This is a genomic window from Rickettsia sibirica 246 (genome assembly GCF_000166935.1).
Classification (GTDB): domain Bacteria; phylum Pseudomonadota; class Alphaproteobacteria; order Rickettsiales; family Rickettsiaceae; genus Rickettsia; species Rickettsia rickettsii.
The window spans coordinates 1,150,057-1,176,033 of sequence record NZ_AABW01000001.1; the positions used below are offsets into that span (position 1 = coordinate 1,150,057).

Consider the following 25,977-nt stretch of genomic DNA (forward strand, 5'->3'; position numbering starts at 1 on the left):
TATATGCGTTTTATAGAAGAATTTATACATAAAGGATATTTCCATCAATGTACCGATTTGGATCGGTTAACTGCTATAACGAAAGAAACAAAAATAGCTGCGTATATAGGTTTTGACTGTACTGCTACATCACTCCATATCGGTAGTTTAATGCAGATAATGATTCTGCGATTGCTTCAGCAGCACGGGCATAAGCCTATTGTAATTATCGGCGGTGGTACGAGTAAAATCGGTGATCCTACTTGGAAAGACGAAATGCGCAAAATTTTAAGCAAAGAAGATATAGCTAAAAATGCCGAAGGTATTAAAAAATCTTTGTCGAAGTTTATCAAATTCGGTGACGGTAAAAGTGATGCTATTATGCTGGATAACGCAGAGTGGTTAGATTCGTTCAATTATCTAGATTTTCTACGGGATTTCGGTAGCTATTTCTCGGTAAACCGTATGCTGACTATGGATTCGGTAAAACTAAGGCTTGAGCGTCAGCAGCATTTAAGCTTCTTAGAATTTAACTATATGTTATTGCAGGCCTATGATTTTTACTATTTAAGCAAGCATTACAATTGCAGCTTGCAGCTTGGCGGTAGTGATCAGTGGGGCAATATCGTAATGGGAGCGGATTTAATTCGTAAAATAAGCGGCAAAGAAGTATTCGGTATGACGACACCGCTACTTACGACTAGCTCTGGTGCTAAGATGGGCAAGACTGCTGCGGGAGCGGTATGGCTTAATGAAGATTTGTTAAGCCCGTATGATTATTATCAATATTGGCGTAACTGCGAAGATGCCGACATAGTTAGATTTGCCAAATTATATAGCGAGTTCACTCAAGAAGAGCTTAATAGGTTTGAGAGTTTAGCGGCAGAAGATATTAATGCAGCTAAAAAACAGCTTGCTTATGAGCTAACTAAGCTTTGTCACTCGGAGCAGGCAGCAAAATCAGCTCTAGAAACTGCAGTAAAGATATTTGAAGAAGGACAAATCGATGAGAATTTACCTACCGTTGTTTTAGAGCAGGAAGTATTACAAGCAGGTATTAGTGCATATGAATTATTTCATGAAGCAGGGCTTGTTACTTCTAAATCGGAAGCACGCAAGCTTATAAGAGGGAATGGTGCTAAGATAAATGATAGATTAGTCGAAGATGAAAATATGATAATTAACACTAATTTCTTACTCGATAAAAAAGTTATAAAGCTCTCTGCCGGTAAGAAAAGACATATATTGGTTAGGGTTTGAATATTTTTCTAGATTACCATGTTCCCTTCAGTTGCAGCATTATTGTATGGCTCAAATATATTATGTCTAATTGAAACTGTAACTTTCAATTAGACAAATTGTATATTTTCTATCTAATGGGCCCTTATAACATAAGTTAAATTCAAATTTAAACAGTAATGACTAAAATAAGACTTGATCAATATTTGCTGCAAAAAGGTTTTGTAACAGATATTACCATAGCACGAAGTTTGATTATCCAAGGTAAAGTACATAATAAGCATGAGCAGTTAATTAAGCCTGGGATACAGGTTAATATAAATGACACCGACATTAAGGTAAAGCTACCACAGCATAATTATGTTTCAAGAGGGGCATTAAAATTAATTGCCGCTTTGGATTATTTTAAAATTGATCCCGAAAATTTAGTTTGTATTGATATCGGTAGTAGCACCGGCGGTTTTACAGAAGTGTTACTTGAGCGTAAAGCAAAATTAATTTTTGCCGTAGATGTCGGTTATGGCGAACTTCATCCTAAATTACGCGACAATCCACACATTAAGGTGCTTGAGAAGACTAATGCACGATATTTAACCGATAAACAAATAATAACGAAGCCTGATTTAATTGTTTGCGATGCCAGCTTTATTAGTTTAACTACTATATTACCGACTGTACTAAATTTAGTGAAAGAAGATTGCATGCTTATTGCTTTAATAAAACCGCAGTTTGAGGTCGAAAAGCATGAAGTAGAGCAGGGAGGAGTTATTCAAAATCCTCTCTTACATCAAAAAGTATGCGATAAAATCAAAGATTGGCTTGAGAAAGAGCATAATTTTAAAATATTCGGTATAATAGCAAGTCCAATACTAGGAGCTAAGGGGAATCAAGAGTTTTTAATATGCGGAAAAAGAAAAACGTTTATTTTTCTATAGTTTATCCTTAATTTGAATTGTTTTAGTAATCATTGCATCTTCTAATGTATAATTATTCAATGTTTTTATAAATGCTTCACTTGCTTCTTTAATAAAATGTTTAAATTGGCATGAATTTGTAATTTTGCAGCTATTAGTATTTTTATTGAAACATTCTACTATATCCATATTAGGTTCTAATTTTTCTATTATATCTCCCAACTTCATGGAAGAAGGGCTAAATGCTAGCTTAATTCCTCCTCCTTTTCCTTTACTACTATTAATATATCCTAATTGTGCTAATCTATGAATCACTTTTATCAAATGATTAAGGGAAATATTATGGTACTCTGATATCTCTTTTACACTACAAATTCTTTCCGGTTTTGAAGCAAGATATATAAGGCTACGTAATCCGTAGTCGGTAACACTTGTTAACTGCATAAAAATTTTATTTATTTTTACCTTGAATATACAAAAAAAACGTCTATATAAGTCTAGTTACTAATCGATATATGTATTTTAAATGCATATTTATAGTAAAGGTTATATTATTCAAAAAGGAGTAATTATGTCTAGAACAACTATAGTGAGAGAAATAAGAAAAACTGCTGAGCTATTTTAAGAATTGTGATATTACTAAATCTTTAAATTTTTATGGAAATTTAGCAACTAAATATGAAGCAGTGGTAAATGAATTTTTTAATAGTAAGGGTTTTAATACTGAAAAACCTGAGAAAGGAATACAGCCAAATGCAATGAAAAATTTTTTAAATCTTACCGGCAGTAGTATTCTAAAGGTTTTAAGTGCATATAACGAAACAGATGAAGTAGGTCTTTTAGAAGTGATCCAATCCAAGCATTAGAGAATGATCATAAATGTAAAAGGGCGGTATCAAAAATTGTTGGTATATATGTAGGGCGTAATATTCTTTCAGAGTTATATCAACCTGTTGCTGAAGAGCTTATATCAAATGTAGATGAGGGTAACAAGCTGGTAACCGAAATATTAAATATAGTAGGAAAGCATTTTGTAAGTGCTGAAAAGAAGCAATATGATGAATTAAAAGCAAAGTATAATATAGCGAGTTTTGAAAGTCATAAAATAAAAATCGAAATAGAAAGTGCTGAACAAAAAGTAATACCGCACAAACATAGGCAAATTATTACTGTTAAAGTAGGAGAAAGATACAGTGAATTTACAGTTATAAAAACCGGTCATGATGAAGAAGGTCATTATTATAAATACTTAATAAAGAAAAATCCTAATGGAACTGTAACAAATTATCTATTTGATTCTGAAAATCATCTGGTAAAAGTACACCCTTCATATATTGAGATATAGAAAACAATAAAGATCTCGTTCTTATCAGCGGCGGGTCGGGAGCAAGCCATTCTATTTCTAGAATTAATAGTATACCAAATGAAGAAAATGTTAAGCTTTCCGCCGTTATGCACATTATTCACTCTACTAGAAATAAAAACAGTGATACATTTCAATTAGATGCAGCTGTAAAAAAATTAACTGATATGGCAGCAATATGCGATACTGAAATTCACTATAAATTTTATACTCAAGATAGTTATAATAATATTAATGAGAACGATAATATACATTATCATACCGGTAGAATAGCTGAAGAATTTTTATTAGGCCTTTTAAAAGGTGAAACTGATGAAATTTGTGGTCCTCATTCTTTTAACGATCATGTGCAGCATATATTAGAAGCGAAAATGGGGGTTATGTGTATACTCAGATTCATGTAGAAGCATTTTGTTCATCAGGAGGAGACTATGATCCATCTCTAAGCAGACCAGAGGGATTATCGAGTATTTGCCCCTTTATGAATATGTAGTTTTACAAAAATATAAAGTTAAATATTGCTTATATATTCTAATTAGTGTATTTTCGTTACGGATAAGCATTATAAAAATTATAGATAGGTGGGTTTATCCCACCTTTTTTGTTATAAATATCAAATATGCAAACTATTGAACAACAAATAGCAAACGTAATAGAAGAATCCTTGACAGATATGGGGTTTGAGTTAGTTCTTGTGAAGTTTAAAGGTGTTAACCCTAAAGTAGTCGAGATATTGATTGATAGCTTAAACAGCGAAAAAATATCTGTGGAAGATTGTACTAAAGCAAGTAGGACTATCTCCGCTATTCTAGATGTTGAAGATTTAATAGAAGCTGCATATTCTTTAGAGGTAGCATCAAGCGGTCTTGAACGTCCGTTAGTAAAGTTTGAAAATTATAATAGATTTTTAGAAAGAGAAGTTAAAATCACACTTAAAGAATTATTGAATGGCAAAACTCGTTATCAGGGTAAAATAATTAAAGCTGAAAATAATAAAATATATTTAAAATGTGAAGAACAAGAAGTACTAATTGATTATGATTTAATTAAAAATGCTAATCTAGTTTTAACTGAAGAAGTATTTAAAAAATTGCTAAAGCAATAAGAGATAATGTATGTCTAATATAGGTAATGTAGAAATTTTACAAATTATAGATTCTGTAGCTCGTGAGAAAGGAATATCAAAAGAAATTTTGATTTCAACTGTTGAACAAGCGGTACAAGCAGCAGGACGAAAAAAATACGGTAATGAATATAATATTAAAGCTCAGATAAATAGGAAAACCGGTGAGATAAATCTTTTAAGGATCTTAAAAATAGTAGAAGATGTAGAAGATTACTTAACGCAAATCTCACTTGAAGAAGCTTTAATAAAGAATCCGGAAGCTAAAATCGGTGATGAGATATATGAATATTTACCGCCGATTGATCATGCTAGAGTATCGGCTCAAGCTGCAAAACAAGTTATAACTCAACGTGTTATAGAAGCTGAACGTGAAAAACAATATCATGACTTTAAAGATAGAAAAGGCGAAATTATAAATGGGATAGTTAAGAGAATAGAATACGGTGATATAATAGTTGACCTGAGTCGTGCTGAAGCAATAATAAAAAAAGATCAATTAATTAAGGGTGAGAATTTTAAACCTAATGATCGTATAAAAGCATATGTACAGGATGTAAGGCAAGAAACAAAAGGACCGCAGATTTTCTTGTCTAGAGTAGATAACCAGATGCTAATTAAACTATTTAAGCTAGAAGTACCTGAAATTCTTGAATCTATTATTCAAATAAAATCAGTAGCACGTGATCCTGGTTCAAAAGCAAAAATAGCGGTATTTGCTTCGGATAGTAGTATAGATCCCGTAGGCTCATGCGTAGGTATTAGAGGTAATAGAGTAAAAGCCGTAACAAATGAATTAAACGGAGAGAAAATTGATATAGTATTATGGAGTAATGATCTTGCACAGTTTATAGTTAATGCTCTTGCACCGCTTGCACCTGGGGAAATCACAAAAATTTTGATTGATGAGGATAGGCATAAGGTAGAAGTAGTAGTTTCGCAAGAAAATCAAAGTATTGCAATAGGTAGAAGAGGGCAGAATGTTCGTTTAGCTTCTCAGCTTACAGGTTGGAATATCGATATAATGACCGAAGAGCAAGAATCAAAAAGAAGAAATGAAGAGTTCTTAACTTCTACGGCATTATTTATGGAAGCTTTAGATGTTGAAGAAGTTATAGGTCAGCTTTTATCGGTAACGGGATTTAATTCAGTAGAACAAATTGCTAGTAGTGAGATTAGTACTTTAACAAGAATTGAAGGCTTTGAGGAAGAACTTGCCGTAGAGATTAAAAATCGGGCTATTAATTACGTCGACCTTAAGAATGAAAAGATTATCAAAAAGCTAGAGGATCTAGGAGTTGAGCAAGAATTAATAGATATATTAGAATTATCGCTTGAATTAATATTACAATTTGCCGAATATGGTATAAAGACCATAGAAGATTTAGGAGAGATGAGTGTAAATGAATTTAAAAATTTAGCTCCAAATTCTAATATAACGGACGAAAATATTAAATTGCTGATTAAAACTGCTAGACAGCATGGTGCATTGAAGGATAGTTAGTGGGTTGAATGTAGGGTGTATGTCATTCCTGCGAAAGCAGGCATCCAGAATAAATAGCTTAGTAATTAGGGCGTCCTTGAAAAATAAACCTATAAAAATAAGTTTTTTTATAAATTTTAGTGGATTCCCGCTTTCGCGGGAATGACATAAACGAGCCATGCGAGCAACGCCGTTTTTAGTTAGGAATGACATAATCAAGTAGTAGACGGAAAAAAATAGAAACACAAAGGTTTTAAATATGACGGATAACCAGGAAATCAAACCCAAAAAGTTGACACTTGGCAATTCAAAATTATCGCTTAATAAGTCTTTTGACTCTCTTACAGGAGCTCAAAGCTTTGTTAATGCTAAATCTAAAACGCTAGTAGAAGTTAGAAAAAGCTCTACCGGTAGTGCTACTACCCTTTCATTAAATAAAGAAAGGAATAGTTTAGATCAAACTGTTATTGATGCTAATAAAGAAGAATTTAACAGACGTTTATCTATTCTTAAAAAAGCTGCTGAGCAATCTCAATTAAATGACCCTTCAAAAATAAGCACTTTAAGCAAACTTGCAAGTATTAATCAGTCTGCTAACTCAAAAATAGAACCGCTAGAAACTGATAAAGAAGTTGAACAAAAACAGCAAAATACCGAAGAAAATAAAGTAGAAGTTAGTGCTAAAATCGTTCAAGATGATGAAGATATACCGTCACAAATACCTAAAAAGAAAGAAGAAACTTTTGTAAAGTCTCCTTTAGTAGGAATGCGAACACGTTACGGTATAGAATCAGAGAAAAAATTAGATAAAACAGCAGAGAGTAAAATAATAGCACCAAAAATTAAGCTAGAAGAGCCAAAAAAATTCAAAAAAGCCGATCTTTTCAATATGCTTAGCGATGACGAAAGCGGCAGCGGTAGAACTAGAAGTCTTGCGTCTATAAAAAGAGCTAGAGAAAAAGAAAAGCGTAAATTAGTATCACAAGCACCTGAGAAAGTATATAGAGAAGTAACGATCCCGGAAGCTATCGGAGTCGGCGATCTTGCAAATGCTATGTCTGAAAGAGTGGCTGATGTAATTAAAGAATTAATGAAACTCGGTATTCTTGCAAATGCTAGCCAAACAATAGATGGCGATACGGCAGAACTAGTTGCAACAAATTTAGGGCATACGGTAAAAAGAGTCCAAGAGTCAGATGTTGAAAATGTTTTAATTAGTGATGATAAGGTTGAGGATTTAAGAACGCGTGCTCCGGTTGTGACGGTAATGGGTCATGTCGATCATGGTAAAACCTCATTGCTTGACTCTCTTAAGTCTACAGATATTGCTGCAGGTGAGCTAGGCGGAATTACACAACATATTGGGGCTTATAGAGTAACTCTTGCAGATGGTAGAGCAATTACTTTTATTGATACTCCGGGGCATGAAGCTTTTTCGGAAATGCGGTCAAGAGGTGCTAAAGTAACGGATATAGTTATTATAGTGGTCGCAGCAGATGATGGAATCAAAACGCAAACGGTTGAGGCAATTAATCATGCGAAAGCAGCGGGCGTTCCTATAATTGTAGCTATTAATAAGATTGATAAGCCTGATATTGATATTGAGCGTGTAAAGAACGAATTATATGTCCATGAAATTATCGGCGAAGAGGCAGGTGGTGACGTTATAATTATTCCTATCTCGGCACTAAAGAAAATTAACTTAGATAAACTTGAAGAAGCAATTTTATTAATTGCAGAAATGCAGGATTTAAAGGCAAATCCTTTCGGTTCAGCTGCCGGTGTTGTAATCGAGTCAAAAATTGAACAAGGAAGAGGAACGCTAACCACTATATTAGTGCAGCGAGGTACTTTAAGAAACAGTGATATTATAATAGCTGGTACTGCTTACGGTAAAGTTAAAAAGATGACTAATGATAAGGGACTAGAAATAGTAGAAGCAACTCCGTCTGTTCCTGTAGAAATTCAGGGGTTAAATGAAGTGCCTTTTGCCGGTGATAAATTTAACGTAGTACAAAATGAGAAACAAGCAAAAGATATAGCCGAATATAGAATGCGTCTTGCTAAAGAAAAAAAAATATCTATTACACCGCGTTCAAGTTTAGAAGATTTGTTTTTAAAAGCTTCCGGTAATAGTAAAATTAAGGAATTACCTTTAATTATTAAAGGTGATGTTCAAGGCTCGGTTGAAGCTATTTCAGGTAGCTTATTAAAATTACCGAGTGATGAGATAAAGCTTCGTATACTTCATAGCGGCGTAGGTCCGATAACGGAATCCGATGTATCTCTTGCACATGCTTCTTCGGCTATTATTGTCGGCTTTAACGTTAGAGCAGGGGCAAATGCCTTAACTGCCGCAGAAAAAGAAAAAGTCGATATTCGATATTATAGTATAATATATCATTTAATTGATGATATAAAAGCCATTATGAGCGGTATGCTTGATCCGATCGTTAGAGAGCAGTATATCGGAAGCGCAGAAATTAGACAAATATTTAATATTACCAAAGTTGGCAAAATCGCAGGTAGTTATGTAACTAAAGGGATTATTAAGAAAGGAGCGGGCGTACGCTTATTACGTGATAATGTAGTCATTCATGAAGGAAAACTCAAAACTTTAAAACGCTTAAAAGATGAAGTTAAAGAAGTTAGAGAAGGATATGAGTGTGGTATAGCATTTGAAAATTACCAAGATATTAGAGGAGGAGACACAGTTGAAGTTTTTGAGCTAATTCAAGAACAAAGACAATTATAATATACTCGTTGAACTTCAAAAATTGGCTACATTATCATACAAGTACTGCGGCGTTGTTGCATGGATACTACTAAATCGTCATTGCGAGTAGTTGTAGACTGCATGGCAATCTCATGAAATAATAACAAACTCCTGAGATTGCTTCGTCAATTACTTCGTAATTTCCTCGCAATGACGAAACGTTAGAACCACGCAACAATGCCCTGCTTTCGCGGGCATGACATTTAGTAGAATATCCCTTTTTGATAAATTAATCAATTTTAAGTAAAATATAATAAAAAGTTAATATTAGCCTTTATCTTGACCTTCTCATAATTTCTATTATAATGCAGTGTTGATTATTATAATCAGAAATGAGGAAAAATTATGGCCATAACATTAATTTTTAATAAGTTACAAAATTTAATCCCAAATAATACCTCTCCAAAGTCAGCCTCCTATCTTGCTAACGATGAATTTGAGTTTATAACTTCTCCTACTAAGCAAGAAGAAAATACTGATTTTTTAGCAGCGTTAGATAATTCAATTAAGCAGTATGACGAAAAAAGTGCAAGATGTAATAAAAAAATAGTAGAAGCTCAAGCTAAATATCCTTTTTTAAATTCTAAAATAATCTTCCAAGAAGCAGTAAAAGGTCAGCCAGATACTCTAGGCATCGCTCAAATCAGATTTACAGATCTTTTAAATAAGCTTGATGGTAGTGAAAAAGTAACTAACACACCTAAAAGTAAAGGTTTTTTCAGTACATTTAGTTCATCATTAAAAACTGTTTATGATTCCGGAGTAAAGAGTTTTAATTTTATAAAAAATACATCTAGTATTCTTTCTTCTAAAGTTGCTGAAACTTTTAATTTTGTGAGTAATAAAGTTTTTTCTTATTTAAATAATAACGCTGAAGAAACATTTAATCTCTTAGATCAACTAGAAACTCTGCCTGATAATGAGTTAGTAGAAGCAATTTTAAACACGTCTGAAAATGCATTAGATGAAGTTTTTGAAAAGATAACATATAAAAAATTGGTAGAATTAATGAATAATATTTCCGATGAACAAGCACAAAAATTAGTTCAGTATATTTTGCCGGAGCATTTTGAAAAATTAATGCAATTTATTCCAGTAGATAAATTAAATACATATATGGATACTACCCTTTCTTTAGAAAAGCTTACCGAGCAGGAACTAAAAAAATTATCAGATGAGGATATTTCTGATGAACAGCTTGAAAATATAATTATTTTAGCAGGAGAAGAAAAGCTTGCAGAAAATTTTGATATTATTCCAAATAAAAATTTAGTAAGAATCATGAGTCATATTTCAAATGATAAGCTAGCACCAATAATTTCGCACGCCTCAGATGAAAGTTTATTAAGAATCATTGATATTATTGACTCGGATAATCATGATTTATCGAAATCATTAGTTGGGCAAATAATAGCCTTAATACACGACAAGAAGTGTGTAAAGCAAGAATCAGGTGCAGTATCTGATAGTGATTCCGGATTCTTTGATTATGAAGATGAAATAAAAGTATCAGACAATCAAGTAGAACACTCTAATAGTGATTTTACTATGAAATTATCTTATAATTTTGGAGTCTTTAATTATGAAGATGATGTAGTATACTTATAATAAAGCTCTTATGTCATTTCGTTGATTATAGAAATCCAGTAAATGGATTCCTACTTTTCACTAGGAATGGCATAATTGATTGCGATTTTAGCATCAGGAGGGCGTATGTATAGTGGCTCGATAGAGCTATTTAATTTTACATCGCTCGACAATCTACTAGCAATATATCTACAGGTAACCCAAGCTTTAACTCGTGCAAAACGTGGCAAAGTTATTATATTCGGCAAATGCATAATTTGGTGGTATATGAATTCAAGTCCGCTACCGCAACAAACTATATTCCCTTTCTCATTTGTAAGCAGTTGTATAGCATACTCGAAATCTATCAATAACGGCTCTTCTATTTGTCCTGATTTATGAAAAACTTGCATATAAAGCTGTGAGCGATAAGCGTTTAAAAAGACATATATTTTATCATAATCTGTAACTTGAGTTATGGCTCTAAAATAAGCATATTCAAAATTGCTAACCGCTACTGCTTTAATATTCTCCTTGGAAAATAATATACCTTTAGCACTAGCAAGTCCTATTCTAATGCCGGTAAAGCTACCGGGTCCGTTAGTTACCGCTAAATAATCTAAATCATCATATGAACATTTAGCTGATTTCATCACGTCTTCTATCATCGGCATTAGATTTTCTGCTTGCATAGAAGGACGTAATTCTTCTATACATGCAAGGATATTCTCATTTTCAGATATTGCTACCGATGCAGTATTATTGGCTGTGTCAAATGCTAGTATTTTCATAGATTATTATTTGAATAAGTCACTATGTGTACCGGTATGTATATAGATAGTGTACCGGGAAATTTTTGAAAAGCCCTTATGTCATTCCTGCGAAAGCAAGAATGACATGGAATAAAATAGTAGAGGTTTGCAGAATCATATTAAATTAAGCTTTTTATACATTTCTTTATACGCAGAATATTTATTAATATTTAAACCTTTTGCTGATTCTTCTAATATTTTTATTGATTCTGCATTTAATACTTTTTCCTGTGCTATTTTATGATATATCGCTTCTCTTACAAAATTCATAATAGTATCATTTTTATGTGCAGTGTGAACTTTAAGAAAATGATGTAATTCGTTTGGTATATCTATGCTTAGTCTAGTCATATTACATACTTATTTAAGTAATTACTTAAGTAAGTATATCATAAAATAAGAAAAATAAAAGTAAAAATATAGTCTCTAAAAATTATTTAAAGTATATTCAATAAAAGTTTGGCGTGCTTCAACCTGTCTATTATTATGAAATAAATATCTATTAAAAAAATAGTTTGTTAGAGCTAAAGCTTGCCGTTTTTCTTCTAATGTAATCTCACTATTATCTGAAAGTAAAAATCTTGGTAACATCAATAATTTATCTTTATAAGGTTTTCCTACTTCATATGATAATGCTCTAGCTGATTTAGGTGATACATAGATTAAATCAGTTGTAACATGGCTCACGCCGCACTTGGTAAGATCAAGCTTATAACCCGTCTCGGCAAGTAAAGCTAGCTCAAAATTAATATAATCACGAAAACAAAAATTCTTTGATAAATTATCTAAATAGTTAATTAGAAATGAAAAAAATTTAGAATGTTCTTCTCTTTCATGAAATAACTCTTTGATTAAAGATATAACGGAATTAAAGGCATATAATTTAGCTTTATTTGTGATAAAATAACCGGTGTAAGATTTAATGAGTTCACATTTAGCCATGCCAATATGTTCATGTAATCTTGCCTGCCAAAGAAAATCTATAATATTCCCTTCTTGGTATATAAATTTACTTTTTTTAGAAAATTCTTTTACAACTCCCGAATATAAACCATGATTTTTAGTAAAAACCGTAATAATAAATGTATTTTCTTTCAAAGGTTTTTTAGCAATTATTACTCCTATGTCTTTGATATTCATGGTTTTTTATTAAATTTTCGTCATTGCAAGGAAAATTACGGAGTAATTGACGAAGCAATCCAGTTAAAAATGCTAATTTTTAGCATTTTTTTAATTATTTTCTGGATTGCCGTGCTCCTTTCAGTCGCTCGCAATGACGGTTTGATATCCGTACAACAACCCCCTAGCTTCCTCAGAATTTCCTGTATATGATATATTCTTATACCCTAGTTTGATTGCAGTAAATAAAGCGGCGTGATCCTCTCCTACATTTACGGTAAGATCTAAAACTTTTTCCGGAAATTCTTTACTTAGAGTTTTAAACATGTAATCAATTGCTAGCATACCGTAATATTTTACGCTAGAGGCATGATTTGTTAATATCAGCTGTTCTTCTACACTAGATAAAAAATTACGTGCTTCTTCCAAATTTCTTATTTCATAAACTATACTCATTTAATTATCTCTTTTAGGTCCTTTAAATGTGAGACGGAAGATATGAAGTCATACGTTAAATTTTCAAATTTAGAGCAGATAATCTTATTAAATCCAAGTTTTACGGCTTCTTTTATTCTTGTTTCTGCTTTTGCGGTTTTTCTTATTTCACCCGATAAGCTTATTTCGCCGAAAAAGACGCTATGTTCGGGTACAGGGTTGCCGGTTGCAGCAGATATTAAGCTCGCTGTTACTGCTAAATCAGAAGCAGGATCGGCAATTTTAAGTCCCCCCGCAATGCTTAAATATACCTCATAATTAGCAAGATTCAGTCCTATCCTACTACTAAGCACGGCAAGTATCATTGATAACCTATTAGCATCCCAGCCCACCGCAGAGCGTCTAGGAGTTACCATATTTGAGGGTACTATAAGGGCTTGTACTTCCATAAGTAACGGTCTTGAACCTTCGATTCCTGCAAAAATAGACGTACCTATAACGTTCTGTTCTCGCTGCATTAAAAATAGTTCAGACGGGTTTGTTACTTCAATAAGCCCGCTGCCGCTCATCTCAAATACTCCTATTTCACCCACACCGCCAAAACGATTTTTATATGAGCGTAAAATACGGAAATGATTATTATGATCTCCCTCAAAATATAGCACGGTATCAACTAAATGTTCAAGTATCTTAGGACCTGCTAGTTGTCCGTCTTTAGTGACGTGACAGCTTAATAAAATAATTATATTGTTTTGCTTAGCATAATTGACAAGCTCATTTGCACATGTACGAATTTGCGAAACAGTGCCTGGAGGCGATGATAATTCTTTTGTGGTAATTGTTTGAATAGAATCAATCACTATTAAATCAATATTATTTTTATTAGCTTCTATACTCGCAATAATATCTTCCAAATTAGTAGCTGCTAAAATATCAGTATTATAGTTAGTGAGGTTTAGCCTTATGGCCCTTAATTTTATTTGGTCTAACGATTCTTCGCCTGTTATATATAAGCAATTCATCTTTGGTGCAAAGTTACTTGCTGCTAGCTGTAGTAACAAAGTAGATTTGCCTATACCAGGGTCTCCTCCTATTAATATAGCAGAACCAAGCACTAAACCGCCGCCTAGTACTCTATTGAATTCACCTATAGGGGTAGGGATGCGTAACTGCTCGGTTACATGCCCTGAAAGCTTATCGAAGTCTTGCTTACTACCGACTTTAACAATTGCTTGATTTGTACTTATTATCTCTTCGACAATACTACCCCATACACCGCAATCAAAGCACTGCCCTGACCATTTAGGACTAATATTTCCACAGTTAGAACATATGTAATGTTTTTTGGTCATGTTTGTTTTTTAATGTCTTGTTACGCGGTTCTATGTCATTCCCACGAAAGCGGGAATCCAGAAAAAATAACCTTAATACAGGTACAAAATTACATACTATTAATAAAATAAAAATATAAAAACAAGTTTTTATATTTTATATGTGTTACTGGATTCCCGCATTCGCGGGAATGACGGTAAAGCTCAAAACCAACAGCTTACTCTTACCATATAGTTTTTCACATATAATTTCAATATTTTCATCTAAAATATAATCATCTGTTTTAGCCATCTCAATAACTATAATAGCACCGTCTTTGAGCCAATTATTTTTTATCAGCAGTTTCATTACTTTAGGCACTATATTTTTATGATAAGGGGGGTCTATAAAGACAAGATCAAATGATTTATTAGACATCTTCCCAAACTTCGCTTCTAGAGGTAATTTAGACGTCGATCCGGTACTCGCATCCTCACGTACTAGTGTGTACGCTGCGGTGCTGTGTTCCGTGTCTCCTTTAGATCCCTCTCTATAAGCTGGTTTAAAAAGATGTCTAGTAGCTTTCGGTAGATTTAAAGCATTAATATTAACGAAATTAACATTATTTTCAATGTTTAGAGATTTAGCAAACCCTTCTGCTATTTTTAATGAGGATGTATCAATATCAATTAAGGTAGCAAAACCTGCTCCTCTTGATAGGCTCTCAAAAGCAAGGCTACCGCTACCGGCAAATAAATCGAGAATGTGAGTATTTTCGTTAAATAATTTATTACCGATAAACTCACCGGAGGTTAATATACTAAATATTGCCTCTTTGAGCTTACCGGTGGAAGGTCGATATTTGATATTTTTAGCGGTAGGTATAATTTGGTTTCTATATTTACCGGATATTATTTTTAACACTTATTTAGTTATATACTTCTTTTATTGAGCGTGATTTTTTTTCGTCTTTTATTTTTTTGGCAAATCCTTTGCCTTTAGTGTTAGGCTTAAATTTTGCTGCGAATGTATTAGATTTTGCTTGTTGTTGTTCTACAGTTTTATCTTTCTTTTCTTTGATTTCTACTTTTGGCGTTGCCTGGTTTAAATTATTTTGTGTTTGTTTTAAAAGATCTTGTTCTTTCGCTTTATCAATATTATTATTTACATTATTTAAATTTTCTTCCCTTTCTTTAGATTTTTCTGTCTCAGCTTTTTGTCTTGCTTGTTGTTTTGCTGTTACTAATTCATCAATATTTTTAGGAGGCGGTGAGATATATTTATCTATACTACTAGTTAAGTTTTCAAATGACTTCTGAAGATTGCGTAAAGGTTTTTGAGTGAGTTTATAAGTTCCGGTAGCGACTAGCCCTCCGGCCAAAATACCTGCTCCTAGAATGACAGCTTTAGTAGTAAGGGCCATGCCGGTGACCAATAACACAGGCATTGCTACGAAAGGTGCAGCTGCTACTGTAAGACCGGCTACTACGGCAAATCCTACTAAAAATTTTTTACTTGCTAAAAAATTTGTTACGCGGCTAATTCCTGATGTAGTACTTTTAGCAAGTTTTGTACAAAGCTGTCCTACTCCGGTTTTCAGAAACCAACCGCTTTTCTCTCTTGCATGAATTTTATCTTGTAATTTAGCATGTTCGTTAACATTGACAGATGTTGTTTTACCGTCTTTATCTTGATGATCTAAATTCCCTTTAGCCTCACCTTTAGTATCATGCATCTTTGTAGCATCGTTGATTTTTGCTTTATCAAAATCTGCTCCTTCTTTATTAATTCCAGCTAGATTTGCTGCTTTTAGATTTGCTTGTTTTAGATTTGCTTCTTTAAATATAGCCTCGGCTGCTTCCACTGCTTGCATATCGGCATTTTCCAACACTGCTTTAGTGAAATTGGCTTTAGTAAGATCGGCACGCTGCATAATTGCATTTTTAAAGTTAGCTTCCTTAGCATTAATATTTTTAGCAATAGCATCCGAAATATTTAATCCCTCGGCTTCTGCTTTTTCTAAAGTAGCATTACTTAACTTAGCAAATTGTGCAGTTGCATTAGTAAGCGTAGCGTTTGTAAGATCGGCATATTCAAGATTTGCTTTATCAAGCTGTGCTTTTGTTAAATCAGCGTTCTTCAGTTTAACACGCTGCATTATAGCTTCTCTTAAGTCAGCTTCTTTTAAAGATAGTATATTTTCAAATTCAGCATCGCTAAAATAGGCATTTCTTGCAGTTAGGCCTTGCATGTTACATTGCTCTTTAAATTTTGCTTCTAATGCATGTGTTTTATTCATAAAAACATTTTCAAGATTAGTAGAAACGATATTTGCTTGATCTAGAAGTGCATTATTTAAAACTACCCCCTGCATTTGAACTCTTTGCATATCTGCATAGGCAAGCGATATACCGGTAAGATTAGAATTTGTCCATTCTGAATCTTTAATAATTAACTTTTCGGCATCGGCATTAACCATCATAACCGCATTAAATTTGCTATTTGTTACCTCTACTTCAGATAAATCTACTTTAGGCATGTAAGCTCTCGACATATCACTATTTTCAATTTTGCTCTTTTTAAGATCAGCAAAAAGAAATCCTGCGTTACGAGCCGTAACATTTTGAAAAACGGCATTTTGTAAATTAGCTCCTTCAAAATTAGTAAAATCTAAATTACAATTTGAGATTTTGACATTCTCTAAGTTGGCTGAAGCAAATAATGTATTCTTCAGGTTAAGATTAGTAAGAGTTTTACCTGATAAATTAATCGCTGAAAGATCAGGCACTATATTTAAATCTTCTGAAAGATTTTTTTGCTTTCTAACAAATTCGGTAAGAGATAATTTTGTATTGGATTGTTTTGCTGCTTCAGCTAAATATAGATCAAATTCGACAGAAGTTAATTTTATATATTCTTTCGGTATATCTCGTTCTGTGGCAGTCGAACCTATAATATATGATGGGTCTAGTGTTATTTGTATTTCTTCGTCTTTTAACTGCTCAAAAATACCATCTAAACCCTTACCGCAGAACATTCTAAGATTATCTAAAGCATATACTTCAGTTTCTAATTTGTTTACTTCATGCTGTAACTTGTTGATTTTTTCTAGTGCGTTTTGTCGGTTTCTAGCAATAGTTTCTGCACTATTCCAAAAAGCATTTAAAAAATTGTTAGCAATCCCAGGATTATCTAAATTTTGCTTTAGAGTTTCTAATTCTTCTTGCTTAGTTTTTAGTTCTTTTGATTTGATGTCCCATAAAGTTTTTTCGTCTTCTCCAGCCAAAATATATTTCTTTGTTTTTGTAGCTTCATCTATAACTATTTCTTTGATATGTTCTTTTTCTAAATCTTTATCTATATATTGATTTAATCTTTCAAGATCTGAAAAAGATAGTTTTATATCTCGTATTTTATCTTTGAGATTGGGGATTTTATAGTTATCATAATCTTTATAATTAAAATCTGTATAATGAAGATTTGCTCCTCTAAAGTCGGTACCGATAAATGTACAATCATTAAATTTTACATTTGTTAAATCTGAATCACATAATATGGTATTTGTTAAGTCACAATTATTAAATACGGCATCTGTTAGTATTGTACCTTGGAAATTAGCATTGGTTAAATCTGCGTTAATTTCCATATTTGCTAAACTAGTAATGATAATGTTATCATTATCTTCAGCGAAATATTTATTTTTGATAAAATCATTTAGCGAGACACTAGGGGTATCTTTTATATAACCAAGGTAATCGTTTAGGTCTTTTTCTGCACATTTATATATATTAAGATTTGTCATATGTATTCTATATGATTAGTTAAAATGTATTAATAATAATACATTACTAATTATTTTCCAGTATTTTATTATTTATTTCTTTATAATCTCCGGGTTTTAGATTATCTATTGTAAAACTACCATATTGAATCCTAATTAATTTGTTAACTTTTAGTCCACAATACTCGAATATTCTTCTAATTTCACGATTTTTTCCTTCAAATAAAACTACTTCAAACCAACAATTAGTTTTATTTTGCTTAAGTAATTTTATCGAATGAGGGTTATAAAATATCCCGTCAATTTCTAAATTTTTATAATTGCTTTTTAGTAGAATATCAGACTTCCCATACGCCCTAACATGATATACTCGCTTTAACCTACTTGAGGGGAGCTCAAACTGACGAGCTAAATCACCGCTATTAGTTAGTAATAATAAACCTTCGCTATTTAAATCCAGCCTACCTATTGAAATAACACGAGGTAAACCGGTTAGCTGTTCAAACACTGTTTTACGAGATAAAGGATCTTTATGAGTGGTAATTAAACCAACAGGTTTGTAATAAATCCAAAGCCTTGGTTTATGTATATTATTGATTAATGTGCCTGATACTTCAATTTGATTACTAATATCAACATTTGTAGTTGGTGATAAAATTGTAATGCCGTCTACTTTTACCTGTCCTTCAACTATCAGCTTTTCAGCATCACGCCTAGAACAAACTCCTGCATTACTAATTATTTTAGCTAATCTATGCATTTTTAAATATAGTAATTTTCAATAGACCTCTTCCCAAGCGTCGTTTCTAGAGATAATTTATACGTCGATTCGGTACTCGCATCTTCACGTATTTCTATATATGCTGTGGTGCTGTGTCCCGTGTCTCCGTTAAATTCCTCTCTATAAGTTGGTTTGGGAAGAGGTCTAATAAGAATATATAAAAATACCCTTAAAAAGCAATATTAATAATTTTACATAAATTATTAATATAATTATACTATACCGCTACATATGTTTTAACAAAATTATACGAATGTTAATTTTACTTATCAAAACTTTTTATTCTTTAAAATTCTTATCGTCTTTTTTTAGCTGATTTTCTTTTTAACAAAAATTAAGTCCTTTGCTTTAATCTAAACTTCATTAAATTATGCAAAAACTTATTGGTTCAATCCTGTTAATTTCAGGTACTTGTATAGGTAGCGGTATGATAGCACTACCCATGGTATTAGCAAAATTAGGTTATAATACCTAGTATAATATTGATGTTTGTAATTTGGTTTATAATGTATTATACTTCTTTAATTAACCTAGAGCTTAATCTTCAAGTGGGTAAAGGCTTAACACTTGGGCATTGGGAAAATATTTTTCAGGACATACTGCTCAAATCATCGGTACTGTAAGCCTTAAGCTCCTTTCATATGCTTTACTTGCAGTATTTATATACGGAGGCTCTTCAATATTACAGAAGTTATTAGCTTTAAATATAAGTATAACTTATATAGGAGCATGGTGTATTATTACCTCTAAAAGAAATATCTATATGGGGTATATAGTCACTCCGGTAGTTTTTACTTCATTTAGTTTCCAAGTAATCTTCCATACCTTAACTAATTATTGTAACAAAAATGCTAAAGACGGCATTTTTATTTGGAAGCTTAATTCCTGCAATAGTATATATAATTTGGACTTGTAGTATTCTTATTGTAGTACATCATAATAATCCAACATTTTATCAACAAATGATTACCAGTAATGTAGAAGTCGGAGATTTAAGGAATTAAGTAATATAGCAAAATGGCCGTTCGTACAATTATTAGTTTGGATAATTTCAACTCTATCGTTACATCAATACTCGGAGTAGGAGTAGGGTTATGTGATTCCCTTAAAACTATGTTTATGAATCCGATACCGAATGTAGTAATGCGTAATATGACCGCTTCTATCGTTACTATATTACCAGTTTATATTGTAGCAGTAGTACCTAATGCTTTTATTATAATTTTAGGATTTGCTGGTATGATTCTCGTAATTATTGCAATTTTATTACCGGTTTATCTGTTATATAAAGTAAAGATAAATAATTTATTATCTTGAATTACAAAAACAATATCTAATTATTATATGTGTAATTGTTGAAATGCTTATAATGGGCTATGAACTTGTTAATATAGTAACTAAATAATAAGGTTATTTATTATTAAATATACTAATAATATTGAAAAATAGGAATTTTGTAAATATAAATATTATGATAATAGGAAATAATATAGAAACAATCAAACATGTAAGAAATAATGGGCAAATATCCGTGGGGAAGAAATATGTAGGAAAACAGATACAAGTTTTAACATCAAGTGACGGTACTATAATAATAAAGCCCGGTAAGTTCATTCCTTATAATGAGATGTGGCTTTATAGGAACAATAATAATGAGGTGTTTGATAAAGCAATAGGATAGACAGAAAAAAATAAAAGATAAACATCATCATTGCGAGGAAGGTACGAAGTAACTGACGACAATGACGATTTGGTATCCACGCAATAATGACGTAAAACAATTCTGATTTAATTAGAGTTAAAAGTTCTTGTCTCCAAATTACCAAATTTAGAAAATTGACTATCATAATAAAGCGGAACATTTCCAACTGGTCCGTTACGATGTTTTGCAACAATTATATCGGCAATATTATATACTTTGTTGAGTTTATCTAACCATGCGGCATGTTTAGCATCGCCTGCTGCCGGTTCTTTTCTAGTTAAATAATATTCTTCACGATAAATAAACATTACTATATCAGCATCCTGTTCTATAGTTCCCGATTCTCGAAGATCGGATAGCATAGGTTTTTTGTCCTCACGTAGTTCTACCGCTCTTGAAAGCTGAGATAACGCAATAACCGGAATATTTAACTCTTTTGCTATTGCTTTTAAACCTTGGGTTATTTCTGAAATCTCGCTAACTCTATTTTCGGATTTACTTACTCCTCTAATTAATTGTAAATAATCAATAAATAATATACCGAGATTATGCTTGCGTTTCATTCTTCTAGCTCTTGTTCTTATAGCGGAAATAGATAGAGCAGGGGTATCATCGATAAAAAATTGTAATTCCGATAAAGTATTTGCTTCCTTGCGAAGACGGTTATATTTTTCTTCACCTAGAATCCCCGTACGAAGAGAAGTAGAATCAATTTCTGCACACATTGAAAGTAGACGTGTGGTTAGCTGTTCTGAGGACATTTCTAAAGAGAAAAAACCTACTGACTGAATTTCTTGATTATCTCTAATATTTTTAAGACGCATATTATTACAGGCATTAAGTGCAAGATTTATAGCAAATGCCGTTTTACCCATAGACGGACGTCCTGCAAGAATTATAAGATCGGAATTATGAAAGCCGCATAATTTATTATCTAGATCAATCAAACCGGTAGATATACCGATTATATGATCATTATTTTTCATAGCCCTATTAATACTAGCTAGTGATTCTGAAATAGATATACCGATTTTGGTAAAACTTTTTTCATTCAAGCCTTCGCTAGCTAAATCGTAAAGTTTAGCTTCGGCATGTTCAATCTGTTCCTTTGCTTCAACTTCTAATGAAGAATTATAGGCATTATTTACTACTTCTTCACCGATATTTATTAAATTACGCTTTATTGCTAAATCATATATTATTTTACCATAATCAAGCGGATTTATTACCATCATTGACATAGTTATCAATTTTGCTAAATACTCCGCTCCTTCTACTTCTTGAAATAGTTCATCTTGAGTTAACATACTACGTAAAGTAATAGGTGTAGCTGTCAGCCCTTTTTCAGTAATTTTCTCAATTGCCTTATAGATTTTTTGATGAATAGGTTCAAAAAAATGTTCATCACGTAAAAATTCCGATACGTAATTTAGTAATTCGTTATTGGTTAAAATTGCCCCAAGTAGCATTTGCTCTGCTTGAACATTTGAAGGTAAAACCCTTGGTATAGGTAAATTATCTTCGTTATCAGCTAATATATTTGTTTCGTTATTTATTTTATTACGTGCCATTGTTGTTTGTTAAATTATTATATGGTTTGAAAAAAGAAGCCCTTTATGTCATTCCCACGAGGTATTGTTGCGTGGATACCGAGTCGTCATTGCAAGCAGCCGTAGGCTGCGTGGTGATAAAAAAATTCTGTAAATCAGAATTTTTACTGGATTGCTTCGTCAATTACTTATGTAATTTCCTCGGAATGACGTTAAAACCGATCCACACAACAAAGCCCAAAACAGAACATTTTACATTATTCATTCTTTGCTTCATTTCTACGTTCAGCGATTAATTTATCTACTAAACTTTCTTCCGGTGAAAAATATTTATTAATGATATTACAGGCTTTTTTAAATGCAAGTTTTAATAGTAAAGTTGATACTTTATTGCTCATAACTATCCCAGCGTTTAATTAAATTAGTTTCGATATCGAAAAAATCTAAAACTCTAGTAATAGAATGATTCACTATATCATCTATACTTACAGGGTTATTATAAAAAGCCGGCACGGGCGGCGATATAATGCCGCCGTAACTCGCTACTTTTAACATATTTTCTAAATGTCCGATATGCAAAGGAGTTTCACGGGTCATTACAATAAGTTTCCTTCTGTCTTTAAGTACAACACCTGCCGCTCTACTAATTAAATTATCTTCCATTGAGTGAGCAAGACTTGCTAAGGTCTTCATACTACAAGGGGCTATTATCATGCCTGAAGTTTTAAAAGAACCGCTTGAAATAGTAGCACCTAAATCTTTATCGTCATAATAATAATTAGCCAGTAGTTTAACTTTCTCTATAGAATATTTAGTTTCGAGCTTTATAGTAAGAGCTGCTCCCTCTGAAATAACCAAATGAGTTTCGATATTTTGTTGCTTTAGTACTTCAAGCAAACGAATACCGTATATTGCTCCTGAAGCTCCAGAAATTGCTATAACAATTTTTGTTTCTGTATTCATCTAGGTTTCTATAATTTATCAGTTTAGTATATAATAAAAAAAAAATTATAAAATACATTATATATGCGAATAGCAAAAATATTATTACCGGTAGCAAAATTATTTCCGCTAGATTATTTAATACCTGAAGATTTAGAGCTAAACATAGGTGATCTTGTTGTAGTGCCTTTTAGAAATAAGGAATTAACCGGCATAGTATGGGAGCTTGTTTCAAATTCCGAGGCAAAAAAAATAAAAACTATTAGAGTGAAAGTACCGTTAAACTTAAATATTACTTCAGAAGTTTTAGAATTAATTAAATGGATGAGTAGCTACTATATGTCAGAGCTTGGGAGCATAGCCAAGTTAGTATTACCTATGGATATTGCTGAAAAACCGATTAAAGTTAAGGAGCAGAAAGTCAATAATAACTTTGTGCTACCTGATTTGTCGGAAGAGCAGAAACAAGCAGTAACAATTTTAAATGAAAGTAATAAGCCAACACTTGTTAAAGGTGTTACGGGATCAGGTAAAACAGAAATATATTTTCATCTAATAGCAGATTACTTAGCAAAAGGCAAACAAGTGCTTGTTATGTTGCCTGAAATTGCTTTAAGTACACAAATTATTAATCGTTTTATAGAGCGATTCGGTTTTGAGCCTATCATATGGAACTCAAGCGTTACCAAAGCTCACAAGAAAATGATTTTAAGAGGTATATTAAGCGATAAAGTTAAAGTAGTAATTGGGGCTAGAAGTAGTTTGTTTTTACCTTTTAAAAATCTCGGTTTAATAGTTATAGATGAGGAACATGACGATTCCTATAAACAAGATGACGGTATATTATATAATGCTAGGGATACGGCTATCGTAAGAGGTACATTTGATAAAGCACAAATTGTTTTGTGTTCGGCAACACCGTCTATTGAAACGATACATAATATAGAAATTGGTAAATATCAATTGGTTACATTGGTTAATAGATACAAAAATGTCGATTTGCCAAATATAGAAATAATCGACATGACTAAAGAAAAGCTATCTAAGAATTCCTATTTATCCAAGCTTCTTATAGAAGCTATCAAAGGTAATTTAGATAATAAAAAGCAAGTCTTATTATTTCTTAATAGGCGTGGTTATGCTCCGCTCATGTTATGCAAAGCTTGCGGTCACAGATTGACCTGTAAATTCTGCTCTGCTTGGATGGTAGTACATAAAGCGACTAAAAAACTTGAATGTCACCATTGCGGTTATCAAAGTAAAATTTTTAGTTCTTGTCCTGAATGTCTAGAGGATGAAACATTAACTATCTGTGGTCCAGGTATAGAGAGAATAGAGGAAGAAGCAAAAGCACTTTTTCCTGAGAGTAAAATTGCGGTGATAAGTAAAGATCATGCTAAAAGTCCGGAAAAAATAGCACAGCTTCTACATCAAATGGAAAATTTAGAAATTGATATTTTAATAGGCACACAAATAATAACAAAAGGTTATCACTTTCCGAATCTTACTTTAGTTGGAGTAATAGATGCCGATCTTGGAAGCAATAATGCCGATCTTAGAGCATCTGAGCGAACTTTTCAGCTACTACATCAGGTAGGTGGTAGAGCGGGTAGAGGAGATAGTAAAGGTGTAGTATATTTACAAAGCTATTATCCTGATAATACAATTTTTAGTTATGTTAAAGCCGGTGATGAAGATAGTTTTTTTGCAAATGAACTTGAAATAAGAAAATCAGCAGATATGCCGCCATTTTCCAAAACAGCATCGATAATTTTGTCAGGTTCCAGTGAGGCTAAAATTCTAGAAATTGCTAGGGATATGGTCGGAATTGCACCAAAAGCAAACGTGAAAATTTTAGGACCGGCAAGCTCATTAATGTCAAAGCTCGCTGGTAAATATCGTTACCGAATACTTATTATAGCCGATAAGAAATTTAATTTGCAGAAATATTTAAAATTTTGGCTAAGCCTTATAAAAATTCCTTCTTTTTGTCATCTAAAAATAGATATCGATCCTAAAAGTTTTGATTAGCTTCTATATCTTTCTCCTTGATTCTTCGACGGTGGAACATTAGATGAATGAGGAGAAGGATTGGTAAGAGATTTTTGTATTTCTGCTATAGCTTTTTTAGTATTTTGAGTAGAATTTGTATAGCATCTTTATAAAAAGCAGCTTTAGCTTTATCTCCAGTAAAAGAATATTTTATAAAATTACCAATATTTTTCCCAATAGGATTATTATCCATTTTTGTAGTTTCTTCACACCATTTACCTACCTCTTACAGTTTTGCTTCAACTTTAGCTATAGCAGCTGGATTATGTTTATTATCATCATAAATCTGAATAATATTATTTACTTTTTCTTTAAATTCAATGTGTTTTCTACTTTGTTTCAAATGAGCTATTATATCATCATTGTTTACTAATTCTCTCAGATTATCAATTATATCAGATAGTGTAGGTGGTTCAGGTAATTTATAATGTTGATTGATTAATTTATCTTTGTGTGGATGATTCTTGATTAGATCATCTTCTATAAAAGAAACAAACTCTTTTTGAGGTACTCCTACTTAGTTTTATTAGCTGTCCTAATGATTGTTCATAAGCTTTAATAGTAACATCAAGACGCTTCCCTGCCATAGAACCGCTTAATGCTATATAGTGGCTAAATTCCGGAATCAAAGCATCTTTAGTATCAATATTATGATCTTTAAAAAATTGCTTTATTTTCTCTTTTACGGTTAAATTGGATTGTTTTTTAGGTGTTGTTTCCGGTACTTTTGTTTGTTCCGGAGCCGGTTTTGAAAAAATAATAGGCTTTTGGGTTTCAACTTGCGGAGATGGGGCGTCAACAAATATATCAAGTGCTTGGGAATGTGTAGTTAAGTCAGTCTGTTTTTTATGTGCTTCGTTCCATGCCTTTATTTGCTCAGAAGTGGGTTTTGGAGGAACAGCCGGTTTTGTATTTTTTGGTGGGTTATTTGACATATTTTTTGATTTTTTGCCCACTCTTGTATTCTATCTTTGACTGATTTTGGAATATTATCTTGTGCCATATTAAGCTCCTATGTTTATTTACATAATTAAACAGCTTGCTTAAAT

At 32.3% G+C, this 25,977-nt stretch carries 27 protein-coding genes; 13 read left to right on the top strand and 14 right to left on the bottom strand.

Annotation, left to right across the window (positions count from 1 at the left end; all coding sequences use genetic code 11):
• Nucleotides 1–3 precede the first annotated feature (3 nt).
• Together tyrS and RSIB_RS00455 are read left to right on the top strand one after the other, a co-directional pair.
• Complete coding sequence (gene tyrS, locus RSIB_RS00460) at nt 4–1,239, top strand: tyrosine--tRNA ligase (protein ID WP_004998156.1); 1,236 nt, start codon at nt 4–6, stop codon at nt 1,237–1,239.
• A 158-nt stretch (nt 1,240–1,397) separates the two neighbouring features.
• Complete coding sequence (locus RSIB_RS00455) at nt 1,398–2,153, top strand: TlyA family RNA methyltransferase (protein ID WP_004998160.1); 756 nt, start codon at nt 1,398–1,400, stop codon at nt 2,151–2,153.
• Here RSIB_RS00455 and RSIB_RS00450 read toward each other — a convergent pair.
• Nucleotides 2,148–2,576, bottom strand: a complete 429-nt coding sequence (locus tag RSIB_RS00450; protein ID WP_004998163.1) for an Rrf2 family transcriptional regulator — start codon at nt 2,574–2,576, stop codon at nt 2,148–2,150. The two genes, RSIB_RS00455 and RSIB_RS00450, sit on opposite strands and share 6 nt — an antisense overlap.
• A gap of 242 nt (nt 2,577–2,818) precedes the next feature.
• Between RSIB_RS00450 and RSIB_RS06625 the strand changes: the two genes are divergently transcribed.
• The 6 genes from RSIB_RS06625 (at nt 2,819) to RSIB_RS00425 (ending at nt 10,485) form a co-directional block, all read left to right on the top strand.
• Nucleotides 2,819–2,998 (top strand): hypothetical protein, encoded by a 180-nt coding sequence (locus tag RSIB_RS06625; RefSeq protein WP_016728247.1) that lies wholly within the window; start codon nt 2,819–2,821, stop codon nt 2,996–2,998.
• 586 nt (nt 2,999–3,584) lie between these two features.
• Complete coding sequence (locus RSIB_RS00445) at nt 3,585–3,899, top strand: ferredoxin reductase domain-containing protein (protein WP_004998166.1); 315 nt, start codon at nt 3,585–3,587, stop codon at nt 3,897–3,899.
• Nucleotides 3,900–4,114: 215 nt separating this feature from the next.
• On the top strand, nt 4,115–4,600 hold the full coding sequence (gene rimP / locus RSIB_RS00440; protein ID WP_004998168.1) for a ribosome maturation factor RimP: 486 nt from the start codon (nt 4,115–4,117) through the stop codon (nt 4,598–4,600).
• Nucleotides 4,601–4,610: 10 nt separating this feature from the next.
• Entirely contained in the window at nt 4,611–6,122 is a 1,512-nt protein-coding gene (nusA, locus tag RSIB_RS00435; protein ID WP_004998169.1) for a transcription termination factor NusA, read from the top strand.
• A 238-nt stretch (nt 6,123–6,360) separates the two neighbouring features.
• Nucleotides 6,361–8,856: a translation initiation factor IF-2 gene (gene infB / locus RSIB_RS00430; protein WP_004998170.1), complete on the top strand. Its 2,496-nt coding sequence runs from the start codon at nt 6,361–6,363 to the stop codon at nt 8,854–8,856.
• Between the two features lie 366 nt (nt 8,857–9,222).
• Entirely contained in the window at nt 9,223–10,485 is a 1,263-nt protein-coding gene (locus tag RSIB_RS00425) for a hypothetical protein (RefSeq protein ID WP_004998171.1), read from the top strand.
• A 50-nt stretch (nt 10,486–10,535) separates the two neighbouring features.
• Here RSIB_RS00425 and tsaB read toward each other — a convergent pair whose 3' ends face one another.
• From tsaB to RSIB_RS00385, 8 genes are all read right to left on the bottom strand, one after another.
• Nucleotides 10,536–11,234 carry a tRNA (adenosine(37)-N6)-threonylcarbamoyltransferase complex dimerization subunit type 1 TsaB gene (gene tsaB / locus RSIB_RS00420; RefSeq protein ID WP_004998172.1) on the bottom strand — a complete coding sequence of 233 codons (699 nt, stop codon included), beginning with the start codon at nt 11,232–11,234 and terminating at the stop codon, nt 10,536–10,538.
• Between the two features lie 135 nt (nt 11,235–11,369).
• A complete protein-coding gene (locus RSIB_RS00415; RefSeq protein WP_004998173.1) occupies nt 11,370–11,606 on the bottom strand; it encodes a hypothetical protein in 237 nt (78 codons plus the stop codon).
• A gap of 75 nt (nt 11,607–11,681) precedes the next feature.
• The gene (recO, locus tag RSIB_RS00410) at nt 11,682–12,395 is read right to left on the bottom strand and encodes a DNA repair protein RecO (RefSeq protein WP_004998176.1); all 714 of its coding nucleotides are present in this window, start codon (nt 12,393–12,395) and stop codon (nt 11,682–11,684) included.
• A 120-nt stretch (nt 12,396–12,515) separates the two neighbouring features.
• Nucleotides 12,516–12,830, bottom strand: coding sequence for a hypothetical protein (locus RSIB_RS00405; RefSeq protein WP_004998178.1), 315 nt, complete (start codon nt 12,828–12,830; stop codon nt 12,516–12,518).
• A complete protein-coding gene (gene radA / locus RSIB_RS00400) occupies nt 12,827–14,161 on the bottom strand; it encodes a DNA repair protein RadA (RefSeq protein WP_004998181.1) in 1,335 nt (444 codons plus the stop codon). Before radA ends, RSIB_RS00405 begins: the two co-directional genes overlap by 4 nt.
• A gap of 145 nt (nt 14,162–14,306) precedes the next feature.
• The gene (locus tag RSIB_RS00395) at nt 14,307–15,044 is read right to left on the bottom strand and encodes an RsmD family RNA methyltransferase (RefSeq protein ID WP_004998182.1); all 738 of its coding nucleotides are present in this window, start codon (nt 15,042–15,044) and stop codon (nt 14,307–14,309) included.
• 4 nt (nt 15,045–15,048) lie between these two features.
• On the bottom strand, nt 15,049–17,922 hold the full coding sequence (locus RSIB_RS00390; RefSeq protein WP_004998183.1) for a pentapeptide repeat-containing protein: 2,874 nt from the start codon (nt 17,920–17,922) through the stop codon (nt 15,049–15,051).
• A gap of 46 nt (nt 17,923–17,968) precedes the next feature.
• Nucleotides 17,969–18,661 (bottom strand): pseudouridine synthase, encoded by a 693-nt coding sequence (locus RSIB_RS00385; protein ID WP_004998185.1) that lies wholly within the window; start codon nt 18,659–18,661, stop codon nt 17,969–17,971.
• A gap of 391 nt (nt 18,662–19,052) precedes the next feature.
• On the opposite strand from RSIB_RS00385, the gene RSIB_RS10025 reads away from it, so the two are divergent.
• From RSIB_RS10025 to RSIB_RS00380, 4 genes are all read left to right on the top strand, one after another.
• Nucleotides 19,053–19,157, top strand: coding sequence for an aromatic amino acid transport family protein (locus RSIB_RS10025; RefSeq protein ID WP_012150982.1), 105 nt, complete (start codon nt 19,053–19,055; stop codon nt 19,155–19,157).
• A 99-nt stretch (nt 19,158–19,256) separates the two neighbouring features.
• A complete protein-coding gene (locus tag RSIB_RS08885; protein WP_016728250.1) occupies nt 19,257–19,598 on the top strand; it encodes an SLC5/6 family protein in 342 nt (113 codons plus the stop codon).
• Nucleotides 19,599–19,699: 101 nt separating this feature from the next.
• Nucleotides 19,700–19,999 (top strand): aromatic amino acid transport family protein, encoded by a 300-nt coding sequence (locus RSIB_RS06640; RefSeq protein WP_004998188.1) that lies wholly within the window; start codon nt 19,700–19,702, stop codon nt 19,997–19,999.
• A 154-nt stretch (nt 20,000–20,153) separates the two neighbouring features.
• Nucleotides 20,154–20,363 carry a hypothetical protein gene (locus RSIB_RS00380; protein ID WP_004998191.1) on the top strand — a complete coding sequence of 70 codons (210 nt, stop codon included), beginning with the start codon at nt 20,154–20,156 and terminating at the stop codon, nt 20,361–20,363.
• Between the two features lie 107 nt (nt 20,364–20,470).
• Here the strand turns inward: RSIB_RS00380 and RSIB_RS00375 are convergent, their stop codons facing one another.
• The 3 genes from RSIB_RS00375 to RSIB_RS00370 all read right to left on the bottom strand — a co-directional run bounded on the left by RSIB_RS00375 (nt 20,471) and on the right by RSIB_RS00370 (nt 22,897).
• Nucleotides 20,471–21,955, bottom strand: a complete 1,485-nt coding sequence (locus RSIB_RS00375; RefSeq protein ID WP_004998193.1) for a replicative DNA helicase — start codon at nt 21,953–21,955, stop codon at nt 20,471–20,473.
• A gap of 236 nt (nt 21,956–22,191) precedes the next feature.
• Nucleotides 22,192–22,332 (bottom strand): hypothetical protein, encoded by a 141-nt coding sequence (locus RSIB_RS09275; protein ID WP_014273580.1) that lies wholly within the window; start codon nt 22,330–22,332, stop codon nt 22,192–22,194.
• A complete protein-coding gene (locus RSIB_RS00370; protein WP_004998195.1) occupies nt 22,322–22,897 on the bottom strand; it encodes a UbiX family flavin prenyltransferase in 576 nt (191 codons plus the stop codon). Before RSIB_RS00370 ends, RSIB_RS09275 begins: the two co-directional genes overlap by 11 nt.
• 63 nt (nt 22,898–22,960) lie before the next feature.
• On the opposite strand from RSIB_RS00370, the gene RSIB_RS00365 reads away from it, so the two are divergent.
• Entirely contained in the window at nt 22,961–24,907 is a 1,947-nt protein-coding gene (locus tag RSIB_RS00365) for a primosomal protein N' (protein ID WP_004998197.1), read from the top strand.
• Nucleotides 24,908–24,992: 85 nt separating this feature from the next.
• Here the strand turns inward: RSIB_RS00365 and RSIB_RS10285 are convergent, their stop codons facing one another.
• Together RSIB_RS10285 and RSIB_RS09475 are read right to left on the bottom strand one after the other, a co-directional pair.
• Nucleotides 24,993–25,121 carry a hypothetical protein gene (locus tag RSIB_RS10285; protein WP_272942525.1) on the bottom strand — a complete coding sequence of 43 codons (129 nt, stop codon included), beginning with the start codon at nt 25,119–25,121 and terminating at the stop codon, nt 24,993–24,995.
• 280 nt (nt 25,122–25,401) lie between these two features.
• Nucleotides 25,402–25,863, bottom strand: a complete 462-nt coding sequence (locus RSIB_RS09475) for a hypothetical protein (RefSeq protein ID WP_004998204.1) — start codon at nt 25,861–25,863, stop codon at nt 25,402–25,404.
• Nucleotides 25,864–25,977: the final 114 nt, after the last annotated feature.